This window comes from Nocardioides luteus (assembly GCF_015752315.1).
GTDB lineage: Bacteria > Actinomycetota > Actinomycetes > Propionibacteriales > Nocardioidaceae > Nocardioides.
This window is the reverse complement of the sequence record NZ_JADOVJ010000001.1, coordinates 2,259,147-2,278,401: the sequence shown is the minus strand read 5'-3', so window position 1 is coordinate 2,278,401 and position 19,255 is coordinate 2,259,147. Positions and strand designations below refer to the sequence as shown.

At 69.6% G+C, this 19,255-nt stretch carries 24 protein-coding genes; 5 read left to right on the top strand and 19 right to left on the bottom strand.

The genetic code is table 11. From position 1 onward, the window contains the following. Both carA and HD557_RS10930 read right to left on the bottom strand, forming a co-directional pair. Positions 1 to 1,137 (bottom strand): glutamine-hydrolyzing carbamoyl-phosphate synthase small subunit, encoded by a 1,137-nt coding sequence (gene carA / locus HD557_RS10935; protein WP_196873904.1) that lies wholly within the window; start codon positions 1,135 to 1,137, stop codon positions 1 to 3. A gap of 155 nt (positions 1,138 to 1,292) precedes the next feature. After that, entirely contained in the window at positions 1,293 to 2,234 is a 942-nt protein-coding gene (locus HD557_RS10930) for an AIM24 family protein (RefSeq protein WP_196873903.1), read from the bottom strand. A 109-nt stretch (positions 2,235 to 2,343) separates the two neighbouring features. Between HD557_RS10930 and HD557_RS10925 the strand changes: the two genes are divergently transcribed. Beyond that, positions 2,344 to 2,850, top strand: coding sequence for an endonuclease V (locus HD557_RS10925; protein ID WP_196873902.1), 507 nt, complete (start codon positions 2,344 to 2,346; stop codon positions 2,848 to 2,850). A gap of 133 nt (positions 2,851 to 2,983) precedes the next feature. Here HD557_RS10925 and HD557_RS10920 read toward each other — a convergent pair whose 3' ends face one another. Next, positions 2,984 to 3,571, bottom strand: coding sequence for an NUDIX hydrolase (locus HD557_RS10920; RefSeq protein WP_196873901.1), 588 nt, complete (start codon positions 3,569 to 3,571; stop codon positions 2,984 to 2,986). 154 nt (positions 3,572 to 3,725) lie between these two features. On the opposite strand from HD557_RS10920, the gene HD557_RS10915 reads away from it, so the two are divergent. Then, positions 3,726 to 3,917, top strand: coding sequence for a type II toxin-antitoxin system VapB family antitoxin (locus tag HD557_RS10915; protein ID WP_008356770.1), 192 nt, complete (start codon positions 3,726 to 3,728; stop codon positions 3,915 to 3,917). On the opposite strand, the gene HD557_RS10910 is transcribed toward HD557_RS10915, so the two are convergent. The 14 genes from HD557_RS10910 to HD557_RS10845 form a co-directional block, all read right to left on the bottom strand. Beyond that, the gene (locus HD557_RS10910) at positions 3,901 to 4,335 is read right to left on the bottom strand and encodes a hypothetical protein (RefSeq protein ID WP_196873900.1); all 435 of its coding nucleotides are present in this window, start codon (positions 4,333 to 4,335) and stop codon (positions 3,901 to 3,903) included. The genes HD557_RS10915 and HD557_RS10910 overlap by 17 nt on opposite strands. 122 nt (positions 4,336 to 4,457) lie before the next feature. Further along, positions 4,458 to 6,068 (bottom strand): ABC-F family ATP-binding cassette domain-containing protein, encoded by a 1,611-nt coding sequence (locus HD557_RS10905; RefSeq protein ID WP_231380258.1) that lies wholly within the window; start codon positions 6,066 to 6,068, stop codon positions 4,458 to 4,460. 141 nt (positions 6,069 to 6,209) lie between these two features. Beyond that, positions 6,210 to 6,560, bottom strand: a complete 351-nt coding sequence (locus HD557_RS10900; RefSeq protein WP_307785590.1) for a DUF2200 domain-containing protein — start codon at positions 6,558 to 6,560, stop codon at positions 6,210 to 6,212. Between the two features lie 30 nt (positions 6,561 to 6,590). Next, complete coding sequence (locus tag HD557_RS10895; protein WP_196873899.1) at positions 6,591 to 7,109, bottom strand: TrmH family RNA methyltransferase; 519 nt, start codon at positions 7,107 to 7,109, stop codon at positions 6,591 to 6,593. A gap of 133 nt (positions 7,110 to 7,242) precedes the next feature. Next, on the bottom strand, positions 7,243 to 8,004 hold the full coding sequence (locus tag HD557_RS10890) for a methyltransferase domain-containing protein (protein ID WP_307785589.1): 762 nt from the start codon (positions 8,002 to 8,004) through the stop codon (positions 7,243 to 7,245). A gap of 11 nt (positions 8,005 to 8,015) precedes the next feature. Further along, positions 8,016 to 9,305 (bottom strand): dihydroorotase, encoded by a 1,290-nt coding sequence (locus HD557_RS10885; protein WP_196873898.1) that lies wholly within the window; start codon positions 9,303 to 9,305, stop codon positions 8,016 to 8,018. Then, on the bottom strand, positions 9,302 to 10,243 hold the full coding sequence (locus tag HD557_RS10880) for an aspartate carbamoyltransferase catalytic subunit (RefSeq protein WP_008356784.1): 942 nt from the start codon (positions 10,241 to 10,243) through the stop codon (positions 9,302 to 9,304). Before HD557_RS10880 ends, HD557_RS10885 begins: the two co-directional genes overlap by 4 nt. After that, on the bottom strand, positions 10,240 to 10,797 hold the full coding sequence (gene pyrR, locus HD557_RS10875) for a bifunctional pyr operon transcriptional regulator/uracil phosphoribosyltransferase PyrR (protein WP_196876368.1): 558 nt from the start codon (positions 10,795 to 10,797) through the stop codon (positions 10,240 to 10,242). Before pyrR ends, HD557_RS10880 begins: the two co-directional genes overlap by 4 nt. A gap of 80 nt (positions 10,798 to 10,877) precedes the next feature. Next, a complete protein-coding gene (locus HD557_RS10870) occupies positions 10,878 to 11,888 on the bottom strand; it encodes an NADPH:quinone reductase (RefSeq protein ID WP_196873897.1) in 1,011 nt (336 codons plus the stop codon). A gap of 24 nt (positions 11,889 to 11,912) precedes the next feature. Next, positions 11,913 to 13,097: a MinD/ParA family ATP-binding protein gene (locus tag HD557_RS10865; RefSeq protein ID WP_231380257.1), complete on the bottom strand. Its 1,185-nt coding sequence runs from the start codon at positions 13,095 to 13,097 to the stop codon at positions 11,913 to 11,915. A 172-nt stretch (positions 13,098 to 13,269) separates the two neighbouring features. Then, entirely contained in the window at positions 13,270 to 13,683 is a 414-nt protein-coding gene (gene nusB / locus HD557_RS10860; protein WP_196873895.1) for a transcription antitermination factor NusB, read from the bottom strand. Between the two features lie 3 nt (positions 13,684 to 13,686). After that, positions 13,687 to 14,253, bottom strand: a complete 567-nt coding sequence (efp, locus tag HD557_RS10855) for an elongation factor P (protein ID WP_008356794.1) — start codon at positions 14,251 to 14,253, stop codon at positions 13,687 to 13,689. Between the two features lie 115 nt (positions 14,254 to 14,368). Further along, positions 14,369 to 14,956 (bottom strand): hypothetical protein, encoded by a 588-nt coding sequence (locus HD557_RS10850; protein WP_196873894.1) that lies wholly within the window; start codon positions 14,954 to 14,956, stop codon positions 14,369 to 14,371. Between the two features lie 64 nt (positions 14,957 to 15,020). Further along, positions 15,021 to 15,485 carry a type II 3-dehydroquinate dehydratase gene (locus HD557_RS10845; protein ID WP_196873893.1) on the bottom strand — a complete coding sequence of 155 codons (465 nt, stop codon included), beginning with the start codon at positions 15,483 to 15,485 and terminating at the stop codon, positions 15,021 to 15,023. A gap of 62 nt (positions 15,486 to 15,547) precedes the next feature. Between HD557_RS10845 and HD557_RS10840 the strand changes: the two genes are divergently transcribed. Both HD557_RS10840 and HD557_RS10835 read left to right on the top strand, forming a co-directional pair. Then, complete coding sequence (locus HD557_RS10840; RefSeq protein WP_196873892.1) at positions 15,548 to 16,153, top strand: TetR/AcrR family transcriptional regulator; 606 nt, start codon at positions 15,548 to 15,550, stop codon at positions 16,151 to 16,153. Between the two features lie 49 nt (positions 16,154 to 16,202). Further along, positions 16,203 to 17,360: an acyl-CoA dehydrogenase family protein gene (locus HD557_RS10835; RefSeq protein WP_008356802.1), complete on the top strand. Its 1,158-nt coding sequence runs from the start codon at positions 16,203 to 16,205 to the stop codon at positions 17,358 to 17,360. Between the two features lie 8 nt (positions 17,361 to 17,368). Here the strand turns inward: HD557_RS10835 and HD557_RS10830 are convergent, their stop codons facing one another. Both HD557_RS10830 and HD557_RS10825 read right to left on the bottom strand, forming a co-directional pair. After that, positions 17,369 to 18,229 carry a nucleotidyl transferase AbiEii/AbiGii toxin family protein gene (locus HD557_RS10830; protein WP_196873891.1) on the bottom strand — a complete coding sequence of 287 codons (861 nt, stop codon included), beginning with the start codon at positions 18,227 to 18,229 and terminating at the stop codon, positions 17,369 to 17,371. Continuing rightward, entirely contained in the window at positions 18,210 to 18,776 is a 567-nt protein-coding gene (locus HD557_RS10825; protein WP_196873890.1) for a type IV toxin-antitoxin system AbiEi family antitoxin domain-containing protein, read from the bottom strand. Before HD557_RS10825 ends, HD557_RS10830 begins: the two co-directional genes overlap by 20 nt. 86 nt (positions 18,777 to 18,862) lie before the next feature. Here HD557_RS10825 and HD557_RS10820 point away from each other — a divergent pair, with 86 nt between their 5' ends. Continuing rightward, entirely contained in the window at positions 18,863 to 19,252 is a 390-nt protein-coding gene (locus HD557_RS10820) for a helix-turn-helix domain-containing protein (RefSeq protein ID WP_008356809.1), read from the top strand. Positions 19,253 to 19,255: the final 3 nt, after the last annotated feature.

The window sequence follows — 19,255 nt, the reverse complement described above, 5'->3', positions numbered from 1 at the left end:
TCAGACCTCCTTCGCCATGAGAGAGATGAACCGGTCGAAGAGGTAGGCGGCATCGTGCGGGCCGGCCGCTGCCTCCGGGTGGTACTGGACGGAGAAGCCCTTGAGCTTCCCGGTCTCGGCGTCCTTCAGCTCGAGGCCCTCGACGCAGTCGTCGTTGAGGTTGACGTGGGAGACGGTCGCGATGCCGTAGTCGGTCGCCGTCTCCTCCCCGATCGGGGCGTCCACGGCGAAGCCGTGGTTATGGGCCGTCACCTCGACCTTGCGGGTGGTGAGGTCCATGACCGGCTGGTTGATCCCGCGGTGACCGTACTTGAGCTTGTACGTCCCGAAGCCCAGCGCGCGGCCGAAGAGCTGGTTGCCGAAGCAGATGCCGAAGTAGGGGATGTCCTCGGCCAGCGCCGCCTTGAGCAGCTCCACCTGGCCGGTGGTCGCGGCCGGGTCACCCGGGCCGTTGGAGTAGAAGAGCCCGTCCGGTTTCGTCGCGAGGACGTCCTCGAGGGTCGCAGTCGCCGGGAGCACGTGCACCTCGATGCCGCGCTCGGCCATCCGCTCGGGGGTCATCTCCTTGATGCCCAGGTCGAGGGCGGCGACGGTGAACCGCTTCTCGCCCTGTGCGGGGACGACGTACGCCTCCTGGGTGCTGACCGCGTCGGAGAGGTTCGCACCGCTCATCTCGGCGGAGGCGAGCACCTTCTTCAGCAGGGCCTCGGGGTCGGTCTCGATGGTGGAGATCCCGACGCGCATCGCGCCGCGCTCACGCAGGTGACGGGTGAGGGCGCGGGTGTCGATCCCGCTGATGCCGACCACGGACTGGTCGCGGAGCTCGTCGTCGAGGGTGCGCTGGGCGCGCCAGTTGGAGGAGACCCGCGCAGGGTCGCGGACGACGTAGCCGGCGACCCAGATCCTGCGCGACTCGGGGTCCTCGTCGTTCACGCCGGTGTTGCCGACGTGGGGCGCGGTCATCACGACCACCTGCTGGTGGTAGCTCGGGTCGGTCAGCGTCTCCTGATAGCCCGTCATGCCGGTGGAGAAGACCGCCTCGCCGAAGGTCTCACCCTCGGCGCCGAACGACTCCCCCCGGAACGATCGACCATCCTCGAGTACGAGGAGTGCTTCTTTGTGGGCATGCAGCGGCACGCCGTACCTCCTTCTCCGCCTCACGGGACGGTGCTTAAAGGATGTCGGTCAACTTGCTGGTGACAGTATCAAGCAGATGCCGGTTGACGGCAGTTGGCGTCCGCCGCGTACGCCAGCATGTGACGTACGCGGCAGTCGCACCGGGTCGAACGCGCTCAGCTGTGCGAGTGGGGCGGGACGACCGCGCCCTCGGACGGCTGCACGATCACGAAGCCCGCACCGTGGAAGGCGACCTGGAACGCCTCGCCGCTGCCGCGGCCGATGAGCGCGCCGGCGGTGAACGACTTCTGCAGGCTGGTCTGGAGGCCGAGCGACCAGCCGACGACCGCGTTGGTGTCGGCGAAGGTCGGCGCCTCGGCGGCGTTGAGGACCACCGGGTCGCCCTCGGTGGTGACCGCGACCCAGCCGGTGCCGCGCAGGGTCGTGTTGAAGAGGCCGCCGGTGAGCATGCCGGCGCCCTGGACCCGCTCGATGTTCCACTGCAGGCTGTTGGAGAAGGCGAGCACGTGGTCGCCGTTGATCGAGATGCCGGAGTTGTTCAGCTGGAGGATGTGGACCTCCTTGGCCGCGTCGGCCAGGAAGACGTCGCCCTGACCCTCGACACCCATCAGGCTCAGACCCTCACCGGTCACGGCCTTCTTGAGGAACTTCCCGACGCCGCCGCCCTGGTACTTGAACTGCACGTTGCCCTGGTAGGCCACCATCGAGCCCTGGCGCGCCTGGAACGGCTCGCCCACGCGTACGCGCAGGAGCTTCTTGTTCTGCAGCACCGCGCCGTTGCCCTCGATCTCGGAGAAGCGACCGTCGATCAGGTCACCGGAGATCCCCGCGAACGCGTCGCCCGCGGGCTGAGCCTGGGCAGGCTGCTGCCCGTACTGGGCCTGCTGCGCGTGCGCGTGGTCGCCGTACGCCGCCTGCGCGGCCTGCGCCGAGCCGACCTGCGTCGGAGCCTCCTGCTCCACGGTGGCCTGCGGCGGCGTCAGGGGCGCCGTCGACTGCTGCCCGCCCGTGGAGACGTGCTCGGTCCACTGGCTCCCGTCGTAGTAGCGAAGCTCGGCCTGTCCGGTCGGGTCCGGGTACCACGCTGCGTCCGTCATCTCTAACCCTTGCGTTCACGGACCCACATCGGTCCTTCTCGACTCCATCCTGGCATGTGCCTGATGCGCGACTCACCGGTGTTCCACACGCTCGCCCTAATCTGTGACCGTGGTGACCCGGTTCGGCGCGGCCGATGTCCATTACCCGCTATCCGGTGGGGGGCATGCCGCACTCGTGGTGAGCGAGGAGCCCGCGCTGGGCGAGATCGTCGAGCAACGTACGGCCTGGCTCGACGAGGTCGCCCCCTACACCCCGGGCAGGTTCTACGAACGCGAGCTGCCCGCGCTGACCACCCTCCTCACCGACGTCGATCCGCTCGACGTGCTCATCGTCGACGGGTACGTCGACCTCAACCCGGACGGAACGCCCGGTCTGGGGTGGCACGTCTGGAAGGCCGGCCTCGCTCCGGTGGTCATCGGCGTCGCCAAGACCGCGTTTCGCGGCGCCACCCACGCCGAGCCCGTCCTCCGGGGAACGTCGACCAGACCGTTGTACGTCACAGCCGCAGGCGTGTCGCGAACCGATGCCGCCGACCTCGTTCGCACCATGTCGGGCTCAGCCCGCCTCCCCGAGGCCCTGCGACTTGTCGACCGACTCGCCCGGTCGGTGCGCTGACCGGCCGGTCTCTGGATCAGCCGCCGGCATTTGTGCAAGCACTGCTTGCACCATCGCCGCGAGAGCCCTCTTCGAGCACCCTGGCGTTCAGCCATCTGACGGCAACCCACAGGGATAAGGCCCGGAGTGAGGCTCAGGCTCCGAGCGTCTCCAGCTTGTCGAGCATCCGACCCATGTGCGGGTCGAACGACGCGGGGTCGGCGGCGCGGATCTCCGAGGGCGTCCACCAGCGCACTGCGGCGTACTCCCGCTCGTCGGGCCGCAGCGGCTGGTGACGGTCATGGGCGAGGACGAACCAGAGGCTGACGTCGGTGTGCACGTCGGGCCGGTCCGGTCGGGTGTTGGTGACGCTGACGAGGAGCGGGCGCGGGCCGAGGGCGGGATGAAACTGCGCCTCGACACCGAGCTCCTCGACGCACTCGCGGCGGACGGTCTCGGCGGGGTTCTCACCGGGCTCGACGTGGCCGCCGGAGGGCAGCCAGAGGCCGGACTTACGGTGGTCGCCCAGCAGCACGTGACCGCTGACGGGGTCGACGAGCAGGAAGTAGGAGACCAGGTGCTTGGCCGGCTCGGTAGGGGCGGTGCTGCGCCGGAAGACGTCGTCGGTCGTGCACAACCACGCCGATGCGTCGGCGATGTGGCCGCTCTCCGCGGTGTCCATCGGCTCGATCGAGTCCACCATGATCGCGATGTCGGTCAACAGTCGGTCCTCCGGGCTCATGGTCGAGCACCCTAGAGGCGACCACCGACACCGCGACTCCACCTGGAACCAGTTGAGTGCGACACGATGTGACGGTTGTCGCAGGTCATTGCGTTGCATGGTGTGCGCCGCTAGCGTTTCGATGTTTCATCACGATTACGTGCGGGGGTACGCAATGACCGAGACGTCGATCAGCATCGACAAGGAGCTGTTGGCCGAGGCGAGGAAGATCGCCGGCACGACGACCAACCAGGCTGCGATCGACCACGCGCTGCGTGACCTGGTCGAGCGCGAGGCCGCCTCCGCGGAGTTCGACCGCATCGTCGAGCGCGAGCTGGGCGACACGAAGGTCACGCTGGAGTTCTGATCTCACCGAGCGCGTCCAGCGGGATCGGCCAGAAGTCGTGGTCGGTCGCGAGATGGACGACATCGAGCGGCACTCCGGCGACGACGCACGCGCCATAGAGCTCGGCTGCGTTCTTCCGGTCCGAGCGGTTCGGTGGGCCACCGCCCGGCCGGCACAGCAGAAGCTCGACCCGGTCGAAGCCGTGCGCTTCGACCAGGTCGTGCAGCATCGTGGCGAGGTTGGCCGCACCGTCATCGGCGATCTCCACCGGCAGCCCTTCGATCTGGCACAGCTGCGGGAACGGGACCCCGTCGGGATCGACCAACATGAACCACAGCCGTGGCTCCGGCCAGCCGAGCGGGTTGATCAGATGTCGCCAGGCGGCCTCGACGTCGGCCTGGGTGCGGAGGACTGGGGCGTACGGGGTCTTGTCGGTCATGGGTGTAGGCCACCATGGCCTGCCGGCGAGGACAACGACGATCCGAAGCCCTGTGGATAACGCTGCTCATCCACAGGGCTTCGCTCGTAAGTGGCCCGTCAGCGCCCCTTTCAGGACCCCGTTCAGGGCACGAGGCGGTGCTCCGGACCGGCCCAGCGTCGGCGCAGCCAACGGTCGTGGGAGGCGACGACGATGGTGCCCGCGGTGACATCGATCGCTTCCTCCAGCTCGCCTGCCAGGGTGAGCGAGATGTGGTTGGTCGGCTCGTCGAGGAGCAAGAGGTCCGGACCGGTCGCGATCGCGATCGCCAGGTCCAGCCGGCGACGCTGCCCGACGCTCAAGGCACCGACGGGCCGGTTGAGGTCGCGCGGGTGGACCAGGCCCAGCTCGCGCAGCGGCACCTCCGTCGCCAGCACCTCCCCCACGGACTCGCGGTAGACGTCGGCGACCTTGCGGCGCAGGTCTCCGAACTGCGGGTCCTGGGTGAGCTCCTCGACGTGCCGAGCACTGACCTGGACGTCTCCCGAGGTGGGCTTCACCCGGCCCGAGATCACCCCGAGCAGCGTGGACTTGCCGCTGCCGTTGGGCCCGGTGATCAGCAGGTGCTCCCCCGCCGTGATGTCGAGGACCGGCAGGCTGAGCCGCTCCTCGACCACCAGGTCGCGCACGACGACCATCCGTCCGCTCGCCCCCGCAGCCGACAGCGCGGCGTTGAGGCGCAACGGCGGAGGCGGCTTGCGTACCTGTGCCTCCTCGGCCTCCTCCAGCCGCCGGTTGGCGTCCTTCTTGCGGCGGGCGACGGTGCGCTCGACGTTGCTGCCCTTGAACTTGTAGATGAACTTGTCGTTGTCGGTCGGGCCTCGGTTGTGGGCGATCGCGTCGTTGCCGATCCTGGTCGCGGTACGCAGGCGCTTGAGCTCCTCCTGCTGCTCGGCGTAGGTCTGCTCCCACCGCTCGCGCGCGGCCTTCCGGGACTCCTCGTAGGCGCTCCAGCCACCGCCGAAGAGCCGGCCACCGGCACCGTCGGTGCCGAAGGCCGTCGGGTCGAGGTCGAAGAGCCCGGTGGCGACCTCGTCGAGGAAGACCCGGTCGTGGGAGGCCATCAGGACGACGCCGGGCAGATCGCGCAGGAACTCCCCCAGCACCGTGACCGCCTCGTCGTCGAGGTGGTTGGTCGGCTCGTCGAGCAGCAGCGCGTCGGGCCGTCGCGTGATCGCCGTCGCGAGCGCAAGCCGAGTCCGCTGACCGCCGGAGAGCGTGCTGATCGGCCGCTCCCGGTCGAGCCCGCTGAGGCCGAGCCGCTCGGCGGCCAGGATGGCCCGCCGGTCGGCGTCCCACGCGTCGTGGGCGACGGCGAAGTCGAGGGCACGTGCATACGTCTCGGCGACCTCGGGGTCGTCGAGCCGGTCGGCGAGCGTCTCGACCGTCGCGACGGCCTCACGCAGCGGACGCAGAGTGGTGGCGAGCACGTCCTCGATGCTCGCCTCGTCGCGGAACGGCGGCTCCTGGGGCAGCCAGACGAGGTCGTCGGGCGCCTCGAGGGTGCCGGTGCGTTGGGCGCTGGCGGGAAGCCTGCGTGCGATAGCGCGGAGCAGCGTGGACTTGCCGGCGCCGTTCTCCCCCACGAGCGCGATCCGCTCGCCCGGGGAGACGGTGAGGTCGATCCCGGTGAGAACGGAGCCGCTGCGGAAGGAGACGGAGAGGTCGCGGACGACGATGGGATTCATAGGCATGAGAGCGCTGGCCTTCGGGTTCGAGGACGACCCGCCGGGCAGATGCCTCGGGCGCGGGTCGGAGGTCAGCGCGAGATCTTCATGATGGCAAAAGCGTACGCGGCGGACGCCTGCGCCGTCCAACCGATTAACCGAACACGGCTAACCGCGCAGGATCTTCTCCATCGCCTTGCCCTTGGCCAGCTCGTCGACCAGCTTGTCGAGGTAGCGCACCTGACGCATGACCGGGTCCTCGATGTCCTGGACCCGCACCCCGCAGACGACGCCGGTGATGAGCTCCGAGGCCGGGTTGAGGTCGGCGGCGGCGAAGAACTCCGCGAAGCTGGTCTCCGCCTCGATGTGCTTGGCGATCGCCTCGTCGTCGAAGCCGGTCAGCCAGGTGATCACCTGGTGCAGCTCGGCCTTGGTGCGGCCCTTCTTCTCGACCTTCGTCACGTAGTGCGGGTAGACGGAGCCGAAGGGCATCTTGTAGACGCGCGCGAGGTTATCCACGCTCGCGAGCCTAACCCGGCCTCGCCGGTGTCACGACAGACCGGCCAGCCGGTAGGCCACCAGGCTTCCGGCCACCGCGACGTTCAGGCTCGCACCCCACCCGACCATCGGGATCTCGACGCACTCCTCGACCTCCGCGAGTACGTCATCCGGCACTCCCTGGTGCTCATGGCCGAGCAACAGCACCGTCGGCTCCCGTGCCGGCGCCAGCCGGGTCAACGGGGTCGCGCCGTCGGCAAGCTCGACGGCGACGATCCGCTTGCCGGCCTCCCGCTGCGCCGCGATCCACCCCTCCTTGCTGGGCGTCACCCAGTGGATGCACGGACGTCTGCCACGCAGCGTGTCACCGATCTGGAGCGCATCGAGATAGTGCTTGGTGCGCGGCACCGCCAGGCACGCCCCAATCGCGTCACACGTGCGCAGCAGGGTGCCGAGGTTGGCTTCGTACGCCACCCACAGCGGCGCGACGACGAGGTGGTCCCAGCAGGAGTGGCGGCCGGATCGCCGCATAGCCCGGATTTCGCGGGGCTTGGTCTTGGCGCCGCTCATCGGCGCACGGTGGAGGCTCCCGACATGATCATGATCAAAGGCGCCTTTCAGCGGCGGCGCCGGGCCATCGACGTACGGGTTCTGCCGACGCAGGATAGCCGCAGGCGCTCGGTCGGCGCACCCGTGATTCGGCTCAGGCGGGTCGTTCGGCGACGAGCTGGTACATCCCGGCGATACGTACGAACGGCTCCTGGTCGCACAGCTCGCGCTCGAGCTCGAGGAGACGGTCGAAGTAGGCGGGGTCGTGCTTGGCGGCGTCGTCGGTGAGGAGGTCGTTGGCGATCCTGGTGCCGAAGCGGCCGTTCAGCCGCAGGCCCGCGGCGGCGAGCTCGGCCTCGAGGTCGCCCATCGACACCTTGCGTACGTCATGGTCGAAGGTCACGGCACGCTTGGTGTCCGCGCGCAGCTCGGTGAGCGCGGCTTCGGGACCGCCCGTGACCAGCTGGCGCAGGACCATGCTCGCCGGGTTGGGGACCATCACCGAGAGCCGCCCGCCGGGGCGGACGGCGGCTGCGAGGCGTCGTACGTCTCCGGCGTCAGCGGGCCGATAGTGCAGCACGAAATGACACAGCACGAGATCCCATTCCCCCTCGGGCAGCTCCTCGACGCCACCGACGAGCGTGGTCAGCGAGACACCCGCCTCGGCCGCCCGCCGCTTCGCCTCGGCCAGCCAGGCCTCGGACGGGTCGACGATCGTGACGTCGTGCCCGGCCAGCGCCAGCGGCATCGCGTCCATCCCGTCGCCCCCACCGACGTCGAGGATCCGCAGACCGGCCCCCAGCTCGGCGCACTGGCGACGCAGGACCTCCTCGACCACCGTGTAGCGGATCCGGCCCCACGGGGTCGCGGTGTACGCCCGCCACTGCGCGAGCTTGTCAGAGAAGACGTCGGTCACGGCGGTGGAGCCTAACCGGCGTAGGTCTGCTTCCCTCGCAGGTAGGTGGAGACGACACGACCGGTGAGCTTGCGGTCGTGCCAGGGGTTGTTGCGGGAGAGCGAGAGCGAGCGGTCGCGGTCGACGACGTAGGTCGCGGCCGGGTCGACCAGGGCCAGGTTGGCCGGCTCGCCGACGGCGACCGGGCGGCCGTGGCCCTCGAGACCGGCGATCCGGGCCGGGGTCGTGGACATGACGCGGGCGACGCCGGCCCAGTCGAGCAGCCCCGAGGAGACCATGACGGTCGAGACCACCGAGAGCGCCTCCTCGAGCCCGAGCATCCCGAAGGCGGCGTCGACGAAGGCGTGCTCCTTGTCCTGGCGCGCGTGCGGGGCGTGGTCGGTGGCGACGGCGTCGATGGTGCCGTCGGCCAGCGCGGCGCGCAGCGCCTCGACGTCCTCGGCGGGGCGCAGCGGCGGGTTGACCTTGAAGGTCGGGTCGTAGCCGGCGAGCAGGTCGGTGGTCAGCAGCAGGTGGTGCGGGGTGACCTCGGCGGTCACCGCCCAGCTGCCGTCCTTCTCGGCCTGGGCCTTCGCCCAGCGCAGCACCTCGACGGTGCCCGCGGTGGAGGCGTGGGCGACGTGGACGCGCGAGCCGGTGTGGCGGGCGAGCATCACGTCGCGGGCGACGATGACCTCCTCGGCGACGCCCGGCCAGCCGGGCAGACCGAGCCGTCCGGAGAGCTCGCCCTCGTGGCAGCAGGCCGAGCCGTAGGGAGCCAGCGACGGATCCTGGGAGTGCTGGGAGATCACGCCGCCGAACGCCTTGACGTACTCCAGCGCCCGCCGCATCACCCGCGGGTCCGAGACGCAGCGACCGTCGTCGGAGAAGACCGTGACACCGGCGCGCGACCGGTTCATCAACGCGAGCTCGGCGAGCTCCTCGCCGGCCAGCCCCTTGGTCACCGCGCCCACCGGGAACACATCGGCCAAACCGGCCTCGCGGCCGAGCTCCCACACCGAGACCGCGGCTTCGGCGGTGTCGGTGACCGGCGAGGTGTTGGCCATCGCGAGCACGGCGGTGTAGCCGCCCGCAGCGGCCGCGGCGGCACCGGAGGCGACCGTCTCGGCGTCCTCGCGGCCCGGCTGGCGCAGGTGGGTGTGCAGGTCGACCAGGCCCGGGAGGAGGACCAGGCCTGAGGCGGCGACGACCTCGTCCGCGGTGGCGGAGACCGTGCCGATCTCCCGGATCACTCCCCCGTCGACGTACACATCGGTCGGCTCTGCCCCGAGGACGGAGGCACCCTTGATCAACAGGCTCATGCGGACTCCTCGCCGGCAAGCAGGTGGTAGAGGACGGACATCCGGATCGCGACGCCGGCCGAGACCTGGTCGAGGATCCGGGAGGAGGCGGCGTCGGCGGCCTCGGGAGAGATCTCCAGGCCACGGTTCATCGGGCCGGGGTGCAGGATCGGCACGCCCTCACGCAGCAGCGCGAGCCGCTGACGGGTGAGCCCGTAGCCCACGGTGTATTCGCGCGATGTCGGGAAGTAGCCGCCGCTCATCCGCTCCCGCTGGACGCGCAGCATCATCACCGCGTCGACCTCGGGCAGCACGTCGTCCAGCGTGTAGGAGGTGGCGAAGCCGTCGGCCTTGGCCCACTCGGCGACACCCGAGGGCATCAGCGTGGGCGGCGCGACCGCGACGACCGAGGCGCCGAGCTTGCTCAGCGACTTCACGTTGGACCGGAACACCCGCGAGTGGGTCAGGTCGCCGACGATCGCGATCCGCTTGCCCTCCAGCGAGCCCGGCCCACCGAGCTGGCGCTGCAGTGTGTAGCCGTCGAGCAGGGCCTGGGTCGGGTGCTCGTGCATGCCGTCGCCGGCGTTGATCACGGGGATGTCGAGCCAGCCGGCGACCTGGTGGGCCGCGCCGGAGGCCGAGTGACGCATCACCAGGCCGTCGACGCCCATCGCGGTCACCGTCAGCACGGTGTCACGCAGCGACTCGCCCTTCGAGGCCGACGAGCCCTTCGCCGACAGGTTGATGACGTCGGCCGAGAGCCACTTCCCGGCGATCTCGAAGGAGGACCGGGTGCGGGTCGAGTCCTCGAAGAAGAGGTTGATCACGGTGCGTCCGCGCAGCGCAGGGAGCTTCTTGACCTCGCGCTTCTGGACGTCGTGCATCTCGGCGGCGGTCGCGAAGAGCTGCTGGATCTCCTCGGCGCTCACGTCGTCGATGGACAGCAGATGGCGCGTCATGCGGGCACCCCTTCCAGCTCCACGATGCGTACCTCGTCGATGCCGTCGGTCTCCTCCAGCCGCAGCCCGACCCGCTCGGAGCGTGCCGTCGGGAGGTTCTTGCCGACGTGGTCGGCTCGGATCGGCAGCTGCCGATGGCCGCGGTCGACGAGCACGGCCAGGCGTACGACGGCGGGTCGGCCGTAGTCGGCCAGCGCGTCGAGCGCGGCCCGGACCGTGCGGCCCGAGAAGAGCACGTCGTCGACCAGCACGACGGTCTTCCCGTCGATGCCGCCGGGCGGGATCTCGGTGTGGTGCGGCGCCCGGGTCGGGTGGGTGCGCAGATCGTCGCGGTACATCGTCACGTCGAGCGCGCCGTGAGCCACCGGATGGCCCTCGGCAGCCTCGATCCGCGTGGCGATCCGCTTGGCCAGCGGCACCCCGCGGGTGTGCAGACCCAGCAGCACCAGGTCCTCGGCGTCGCGGTTGCGCTCCAGGATCTCGTGGGAGATCCGGGTCAGCGCCCGGGAGATGTCACGGGAGTCGAGCACGACGCGACCATCGGTCGCGGGCATGGGGACGGCATCAGACAAGGTTGTGGTCTCCTTCTCCGCCTCACGGGACGGCTCGTTAAAGGATCGGGCCAACCTTATCCTCACTCCAGGTCGATGAGCACTTTCCCGATCGCGCCGGCCTCGACCGCGTCGTGGGCGGCTGCCGTCTCCTCGAGCCGGTAGTGGTGCAGGGGTACGCCGTGCTCCGGGCCCACACGCAGCGCCCCCGCCGCCACGGCGGCGGTGACGTCCTCGGCCGCGGCCTGGAGCTGCGCGTCCTCGATGCCGTAGAGCTGGATGAACTGGTAGCGCAGGTTGAGCGAGAAGGTGGCCCTCACGGGCAGGGTGAGCTCGTCACCACCGTTGTTGGCGTAGATGGCGATGGTGCCGCGCTTGGCGACGACCGCGCGGTCGAGGTCGTTGTTGTCGGCCGGTGCGACCTCGACGATCTGATCGACGCCGTCGGGCGCGATCTCGCGGATCTCCGCGGCCGGGTCGCCCTCGCGGTAGTTGACGATGTGATGGGCGCCGGCGGCCTTCGCCAGCGCCGCCTTCTCCGGGGAGCTGACCGTGGTGATCACCGTCGCCCCCGCCCACACGGCCAGCTGGATGGCGGCGTTGCCGACCGCTCCCGCGCCACCGTGGACGAGGATCGTGAGACCGTCGAACGAGCCCGGGGCCACCCGCTCCACCGCTCCGCAGGTGAGCGCCCGGTGGGCGGTCATCGCCGGGACCCCGAGCGAGGCGCCGAGGTCGTAGGAGGCTCCGGCGGGGAGTTCGACGGCCTTGTGGGCCGGGACGGTGACGTACTCCGCCGCGGTCCCCCAGGCCTGGCCGTGCTGGACCATGTAGAGCCAGACCTGCTGACCGACGATGTGGTTGCCGACGCCCTCGCCGATCTCCTCGATCACGCCGGCGCCGTCCTGGCCCGGGGTGGCCTCCGGAGTCGTGAGCGTCGCGCTCACGCCGGCGCGTACCTTCCAGTCGGTGGGATTCACGCCCGCTCGCACCAGCCTGACCAGGACCTCACCGGGGCCGGGCTTCGGCACCGGCCGCTCGGTCAGACGCATGGCGGAGGAGGGACCGTTCTCGGAGTAGACGACAGCGCGCATGACTCCGACGTTAGCGGCCGCCGGCTAGAGCGCGTGCGCCATCCCAGCACAGGCCTTGAGCCAGGACATCTTGGTGTCCTCCGAGAGCTGGGAGTACTGCACCGTGGACCCCGCCACGAGAACCGGGTCGAACGGGACCCGGTAGACCCCGCGGGTGCGCTGCTGGTAGACCTCGGTGAGGTCGCGGGCCAGGTTGTTGTCGACCTTCGGGGACGGGTCGGAGAGCACGGTGATCGTCTTCAGCTTGAGGTCGGCGTAGCCGGACTCCTGGAGCGCGTCGAGCATCCACAGACCGCTGTAGCCGGTGTCCTCGCGGACCGTCGAGGTCACCACCAGCAGGTCGGCGGTGTCGGCGGCGGCCAGCCAGTTCTCGGCCCGCATGTTGTTGCCGGTGTCGACCAGGATGACCTTGTAGAACCGCTCCAGCAGCTGGTGGACCTGCGCGAAGTCGTCGGCGTGGATCTGGCCGGTCACATCCGGGCGCTCGTCGGAGGCGAGCACGTCGAAGTGGGCGTCGCCCTGGGAGCGTACGAAGGCACCGAGGTCGCCGATGCGGGACTGGTAGACGTTGTTGAACGCGGCCAGGTTGTCGAGCAGCTCACGGGTGGTGTTGCGGTGGGTGCTCCGCATGCCGCGGATGCCGAGGGTGCCGCGGGTCTCGTTGTTGTCCCAGGCCACGATTCCCCCGCCGCGTACGGTGCCGAAGGTGTAGCCCGCGGCGAGCACGCCGGTGGTCTTAGCGGCGCCGCCCTTCGGGTTGATGAAGACGATGGTGCGCGGACCGTCGAAGTCGCGCTGGATCATCGCCCGGTCCTGCTCGTAGGCGACCTCAGCAGGCCCCATCTTCGGGCTGATCAGTCCGCCGGACATCTTGCGGATCGCGCCTCGCCAGCCCCAGGTCGCGGGACCGAACCCGGCCGTCTCGGCGCGCCGGTCGAGGAAGTCGGTCGCGCTGGGTACCTCCAGCCCGTGGCCGCCGGGCGGTGGCGGCGTCACCGCCACCGCCGGCGGGGGCGGAGCGGGTGTCGTGGTGACCTGTGGGTTGGTGATGCGAGTCGCCTCCTGACTCGGGTCGGGATGGGGCTGTACGGGGGGCGTCGGCGGCCGGCCCGCCGAGTTCGGCGGAGGCGGCGTCACCCAGTGCGAGGGTGTTCCGGCCGGCCGGGTGCGCGAGTCCGGCTCGTCGTAGGGGTTGTTCTCCTGCGTCATGCGCTCTCCGAATACGGGTGCTGGTTTACGGCCTCCATCAGCCTTGGGTCCAAACATACGGTCCCGACCGAAGCAATCGTCGATAACCGGAAAACACACGCTTCGCGCCGCACCCCGAAATGACGCGACGCCTGCCCGGAAAGGTCCAGGGCAGGCGTACGTCGTGTGCTGATCAGGCCTTGGCGAGATCCTTCGCGACCGCGGCGAGCACTCCGTTGACGAACGACGGCGAGTCGTCGGTCGACAGCTCGGTCACCAGGGCGGTCGCCTCGCTGATCGCGACCTCGGAGGCGACGTCGCCGTCGAGGAGCTCCCAGACGCCGATGCGGAGGACGTTGCGGTCGACCGCGGGCATCCGGGCAAGCGTCCAGTCCTTGGCGAACGCGCCGATCAGGGCGTCGATCCGCTCGGCCTCGGCGACCACGCCACGGACGATCTTGACCGTGAACGGGTTGTTGGGCACCTCGCCCTCCCTGATCTGCTGGTCGAGCAGATCACCGGCGGAGAGGCCGCGGGCCTCGGCGGCGAAGAGCAGGTCGAGAGCGCGCTTGCGGGCCTTGGTGCGGGCGGTGGCGACGTGAGCCACAGGTCAGCCCTTGACGCGGGAGAGGTAGGAACCGCCCTCGCGGGTGTCGACCTTGATCTTCTCGCCCTGCTCGATGAAGAGCGGCACCTGGATCTCGGCGCCGGTCTCGAGGGTGGCGGGCTTGGTGCGGCCGGTGGCCGAGTCACCCATCACGCCGGGCTCGGTGTAGGAGATCACGAGCTCGACCGACGGCGGGAGCTCGACGAAGAGCACGCGACCCTCGTTGGTGGCCAGGATGACCTCCTGGTTCTCCAGGAGGAAGCCGGCACCGTCACCGACGATCTCCGGGCCGACCTCGACCTGGTCGAAGTCGGCGACGTCCATGAAGACGAAGTTGGAGCCGTCGTTGTAGAGGTACTGGAACGTGCGGCGGTCGACCGTCGCGGTCTCGACCTTGGTGCCGGCGTTGAAGGTCTTGTCGACGTTCTTGCCCGACTCGACGTTCTTCAGCTTGGTGCGGACGAAGGCCGGACCCTTGCCGGGCTTCACGTGCTGGAACTCGACCACCTGCCAGAGCTGGCCCTCGATCTTCAGCACCATGCCGTTCTTGAGGTCGTTCGTCGTCGCCATAACCGTCCGTCAGCCTTCGTCTCTTCGACCTGCACCGATGCAGGCTTTCGTTGTCAATGTCCTGGGGCCCGAAGGGCCTCGGAGAATCCTATCCGCGAGTCCGCACACGGCCGAATCAAGCAACGACCGCGGTCTTCCCGACCAGATCCACGAGCGACAGTACGCCGACGGCCAGCGCCACCGCGCGCAGCACCCACAGCGTGGCGCTCGCCACCGCTCCCGTCGAGGGTGGGACCGGCCAGGCGGCCAGGATCCGCCGCTCGGCGACCACCGTCAGGGCGGCTCCATAGGCCGCAGGGACGGCCACGAACGCCAGCACCGAGACCAGGGCCGGCTGGAGCAGGCTGAAGTCGACACCGTCGGTGTGGACGATGATGTTGCCCACCCCCACCCCCGATGCGAGGGTGACGCTGAGGACGCGGAACCACCACGGCCCGAACAGCAGCCAGCGGACGAGCAGGTAGAGCACCGCCCCGACGAGCCCGAGGGCCATGCCCACGCCGACGAGGTTCAGCGAGCCGCTCAGGGTGAACCGCCCCATCTCGAACCCGTCGTCGCTGGTCACGCCGTCGGCCGCGGGGCTGAGCCGGATCAGCAGGTACATCACGACCCGTCCGCCGACTCCGCCGATCAGGGCGCCGAGGATCCCACCGGCGAGCAGCACGGCGAGGACCCGCGCGGGACCGTCGAGGAGCTGACGCATGACCTCACGGTGACTCCGGGACGCGCCCGCGCAACGATCCCGCTGCGCCGATCGCCAATATGGGTCAGGCTTCGCCGAGCTTCCCGGCGATGACCTCGAGCGCCTCGCGGTAGCCGTCGATGCCCTTGCCCGCCACGACCGCGGTCGCATGGGGGGTGACGACGCTGGTGTGCCGGAAGACCTCGGGCCGCTCCAGAGGCTCGGAGATGTGCACCTCGATCAGGGGTGCGGTCAGCTGCGCACAGGCGTCGTAGATGGCGTAGGAGTAATGGGTCCAGGCGGCGGCGTTGAGCACGACCGGGATGTCCTTGTCGGCGGCGGCGTTGAGCCAGTCGACCATGGCGCCCTCATGGTTGGTCTGACGTACGTCCACGGCGAAGCCGAGCGCGTGGCCCCAGTCGACGCACATCGCGGCGAGCTCGTCGTGGGTGGTGTGCCCGTAGATCTCGGGCTGACGCTTCCCGAGACGTCCGAGGTTGGGGCCGTTGAGGACCAGGACTTGATTCAACGCATTGCTCACGAGCAACATCTTTGCACTGTTTTCTCGAGCCGAATCTAAGCGCTCACTTACCTTTATGTCAGACTGATGGCATGAGCGAGCTCCGCACCAGCACCCAGGCACGCGGCGACCGCAGCCGCGCCCGTCTGCTCGACGCGGCGGTCCAGGCCTTCTCCGCGAAGGGGTTCCACGGCACCAGCACCCGCGACATCGCTACCGCAGCCGGCCTGAGCCCGGCAGCGGTCTATGTCCACCACCGCTCCAAGGAGGAGCTCCTGCACGCCATCGCGGTACGCGGCCACGAGGTCATCCTCGAGGCGGTCACCGACGCGACCCGTGCCGACGCCACACCCGCCGAGCGGGTCGCCGCCGCCGTACGCACCTACGTCCTCTTCCACGCCCGCTCGCACACGATGGCCCGGGTCATCAACTACGAGCTCGCGGCGCTGACCGAGGAGCACTTCAAGGAGATCGCCGGGCTGCGCCGCGCCATCGACACCGTCATGCGCGAGGTCGTCGAGGAAGGCGTACGCAGCGGCGACTTCGACACCCCCGACCCGGCCAAGGCCGCCACCGCCCTGCTCTCGCTCGGCATCGACCTGGCCCGCTGGTACCGCGACGACGGCTCCTGGACGCCCGAGGCCCTCGCCGACTTCTACGCCGATCTGGCGCTGCGCGCCGTCGGCGCCCGCCCCTGAACGTCCGTTTCGCCCCCGAGAAGAATGCACCCCGAGGAGTAAGCACCGTATGCGCCGCACCATCTACACCGAGGACCACCAGTCCTTCCGCGAGACCATCCGCTCGTTCATCGAGAAGGAGGTCACCCCCGTCTACGACGAGTGGTACGCGGCCGGGATCGTCCCCCACGACTTCTACCTCAAGCTCGGCGAGCTCGGCGTGTGGGGCATCCAGGTGCCCGAGGAGTACGGCGGCGCCGGGATCGAGTCGTTCAAGTACTCCGCCGTCATCACCGAGGAGCTCGCCCGCGCCGGTGTCTCCTTCGGTGGCTCCAGCACCCACGTCGGCCTCTGCCTGCCCTACCTCCTCAAGCTCGGCACGAAGGAGCAGATGGAGCGCTGGATGCCCGGCTTCGTCTCCGGTGAGGAGATGTGGGCGATCGCGATGACCGAGCCGGGCACCGGCTCGGACCTGGCCGGCATGACCACCAACGCCAAGCTCACCGAGGACGGCAAGCACTACGTCCTCAACGGCGCCAAGACCTTCATCACCGGCGGCGTCAACGCCGACCGGGTGATCGTCTGCGCCCGCACCGCGCCGGCCACCCCCGAGGACCGCCGCGGCGGGATCACGCTCCTCGCCGTCGACACCAAGCTGCCCGGCTACGAGGTCGGCCGCAAGCTCGACAAGCTCGGCCTCAAGGTCTCCGACACCGCCGAGCTCTCCTTCACCGACGTGCAGGTCCCGGTCGAGGACGTCCTCGGCGAGGTCGGCAAGGGCTTCTCCTACCTCGGCCAGAACCTCCCGGTCGAGCGCCTCGGCATCGCCGTCGGCGCCTACGCCCAGGCAGCTGCCGCCGTCGAGTTCGCCAAGGCGTACGTCCACGACCGCAAGGTCTTCGGCACCGCCGTCGCCTCCTTCCAGAACACCAAGTTCGAGCTGGCCGCGTGCAAGGCCGAGGTCGACGCCGCCGAGGCCGTGGTCGACCGGGCCATCGAGGCCGAGGACGCCGGCACGCTGACCGCCGCCGAGGCCGCCTCGGCCAAGCTGTTCTGCACCGAGGTCGCCCACCGCGTCATCGACCGCTGCCTCCAGCTCCACGGCGGCTACGGCTACATGAACGAGTACCCCATCGCCCGCCTCTACGCCGACAACCGCGTCAACCGCATCTACGGCGGCACCTCCGAGGTCATGAAGCTCATCATCGCCAAGGACATGGGTCTGTGAGATGAGCATCAGGCGGGCTGGGGCTTCTCCGAGGCTCCAGCCCGCATGTGCTCCTCTGCCCGTCCCAGCTCGGCGATGTAGTCGTTGAGCCAGGCGACCGCCTCGGAGACCGAGTCCAGTACGTCGAGCCCCTCGGCCGCCTCCTCGTACAGCGACTCCCAACGCGCGCCAGCCGACAGCAGCGGCGGCCAGTCGTGCTCCCGACGAAATGCGAAGAGCCGCTCGGTCACCTTCGCAACCAGCCTCGGATCGGTCGTAGGAACGATCAGCTGAAGGTCGACGAGGTCGTGGGCTCGTTGGCTCTGCGGAGCCGTGCAGGCATGGATCTTCTGAGCGATCTGGTGATGTAGCGGCTGGACCCGTACCGCGGCCGGCTCCGGGAGGCCGAGTGCCTCGAAGATCTCCAGAACCTCCGACGACATCACCAGCTCCGGCGGTTCGTTCGTCGTCGACTCCAGCTCGTCGTACCCGATCTCGAGGTCGATCGCCTTGAACGTCTTGCGGGCGAACTTGAGCCGCACCCGGAACGGCTGCATGACGTACGCGGCCGGAACCGACTCCGGCGCACGCCGTTCGCCCATCGTCACCTCGCCCGTGAACCCATGCCAGCCCACGCCGAGACGACCGGCGAGCTCATCGCGGAAGGTGTCGAGGTCACCTCGATAGGCGGCATCGACGTCGGGGGTCTCGCGGGTCAGCCGCTCGCCGAAGCGGAGCTTCAGTCCGGTGCCGCCCTTGACCGCCGAGTCGGGCAGCATCTGCGCCAAGACGACATTCGCGACCAATGCCACCAGCCGCTTCTGGGAGATGCCGCGCTCTGCGGCCAGGAGCGTCGTCGACCGGATCAGGTCACCGACCCTCCTCGGCATTGCTCCACCCATCCGCCGCCTCCAGTTCCGAGATGATCCGCTGCGCCTCGCCGTGGTCGATCAGGCCCCGGGCCGAAGCTGAATTCATTGCATCGACCAGTCGTGTCTCCATCACCTTGCCATGACAGGCGAGGGCAGCGGCACCGACACGCATCGAGGGGATTCCCTCGATATCGGACCGGAGGTGCGTTGGCACCTGCTTCCGGACGATCTCGACCGTCGGCGGCAGCCGCTTGCGGATTCGCGCCGTCGTGGCGACCTTGATCCGGCGCACGTTGATCTGCCCGAGGTCGTACGCAGCCAGCACGGATTCGTCTGCCAGGACAGCGTCCGCCCCGACAAGTGCCACCGCGGCCGCGAACTCGTCCAGCGGTCCAGGCGCGACCTCGGCCATCCGATACACGCCCTGACCCAGTCGGACCAGCGCTCCTCGGGACGCCAGCTTGCGCACCTCGACCGCGGGCACACCGCAGGACCCGGCTTCCGCGAGCGTGACCACTCCGTGGGTGTCGAATGCCAGCTCGCGTAGGACGCTGCGATAGCTCATGAGTGACACCTCCGGGCAAAAGCGTACCTTATTCGGTACGATTTTGCCTCGGCCGTTCGGGTTCTGTGACGGCGTACCCTCGGAGCATGACGCCTCGCGAGGACGAGAACCGCCGCCTGCTGCGGGCGCGGGACGTGATGGACCGGCACTACGCCGAGCGGCTCGACGTCGCCGCGGTGGCCCGGGTCGCGCATGTCTCCCCCGCGCACTTCAGCCGCCGGTTCAAGGCCGTCTTCGGGGAGACGCCCCACCGCTATCTCCAGCGGCGCCGGATCGAGCGCTCGATGGCGTTGCTGCGCGACACCCCGACTCCGGTCACCGAGGTCGCGCTCACGGTCGGCTTCACCAGCCTCGGCACCTTCAGCCGTACGTTCCGCGACATCGTCGGCACCTCCCCGAGCGGCTACCGGGCCAGGGCCCACAGCCCCGCCGTGCCCGGGTGCGTCGCCCGCGCCTGGATGCGGCCGGCGAGCTGAGCA

Coding starts and splice junctions, on each gene's coding strand:
- HD557_RS10840 (WP_196873892.1), top strand. CDS start 15,548: ATGAGCGAGCTCCGCACCAGCACCCAGGCACGCGGCGACCGCAGCCGC.
- HD557_RS10880 (WP_008356784.1), bottom strand. CDS start 10,243: ATGACGCGCCATCTGCTGTCCATCGACGACGTGAGCGCCGAGGAGATC.
- HD557_RS10920 (WP_196873901.1), bottom strand. CDS start 3,571: ATGAGCCCGGAGGACCGACTGTTGACCGACATCGCGATCATGGTGGAC.
- efp (WP_008356794.1), bottom strand. CDS start 14,253: ATGGCGACGACGAACGACCTCAAGAACGGCATGGTGCTGAAGATCGAG.
- HD557_RS10915 (WP_008356770.1), top strand. CDS start 3,726: ATGACCGAGACGTCGATCAGCATCGACAAGGAGCTGTTGGCCGAGGCG.
- HD557_RS10895 (WP_196873899.1), bottom strand. CDS start 7,109: ATGAGCGGCGCCAAGACCAAGCCCCGCGAAATCCGGGCTATGCGGCGA.
- HD557_RS10885 (WP_196873898.1), bottom strand. CDS start 9,305: ATGAGCCTGTTGATCAAGGGTGCCTCCGTCCTCGGGGCAGAGCCGACC.
- HD557_RS10845 (WP_196873893.1), bottom strand. CDS start 15,485: ATGTTGCTCGTGAGCAATGCGTTGAATCAAGTCCTGGTCCTCAACGGC.
- HD557_RS10910 (WP_196873900.1), bottom strand. CDS start 4,335: ATGACCGACAAGACCCCGTACGCCCCAGTCCTCCGCACCCAGGCCGAC.
- HD557_RS10825 (WP_196873890.1), bottom strand. CDS start 18,776: ATGAGCTATCGCAGCGTCCTACGCGAGCTGGCATTCGACACCCACGGA.
- HD557_RS10905 (WP_231380258.1), bottom strand. CDS start 6,068: ATGCCTATGAATCCCATCGTCGTCCGCGACCTCTCCGTCTCCTTCCGC.
- HD557_RS10930 (WP_196873903.1), bottom strand. CDS start 2,234: ATGACGGACGCAGCGTGGTACCCGGACCCGACCGGACAGGCCGAGCTT.
- pyrR (WP_196876368.1), bottom strand. CDS start 10,797: ATGCCCGCGACCGATGGTCGCGTCGTGCTCGACTCCCGTGACATCTCC.
- HD557_RS10835 (WP_008356802.1), top strand. CDS start 16,203: ATGCGCCGCACCATCTACACCGAGGACCACCAGTCCTTCCGCGAGACC.
- HD557_RS10865 (WP_231380257.1), bottom strand. CDS start 13,097: ATGACGCAGGAGAACAACCCCTACGACGAGCCGGACTCGCGCACCCGG.
- HD557_RS10830 (WP_196873891.1), bottom strand. CDS start 18,229: ATGCCGAGGAGGGTCGGTGACCTGATCCGGTCGACGACGCTCCTGGCC.
- HD557_RS10850 (WP_196873894.1), bottom strand. CDS start 14,956: ATGCGTCAGCTCCTCGACGGTCCCGCGCGGGTCCTCGCCGTGCTGCTC.
- HD557_RS10820 (WP_008356809.1), top strand. CDS start 18,863: ATGACGCCTCGCGAGGACGAGAACCGCCGCCTGCTGCGGGCGCGGGAC.
- HD557_RS10870 (WP_196873897.1), bottom strand. CDS start 11,888: ATGCGCGCTGTCGTCTACTCCGAGAACGGTCCCTCCTCCGCCATGCGT.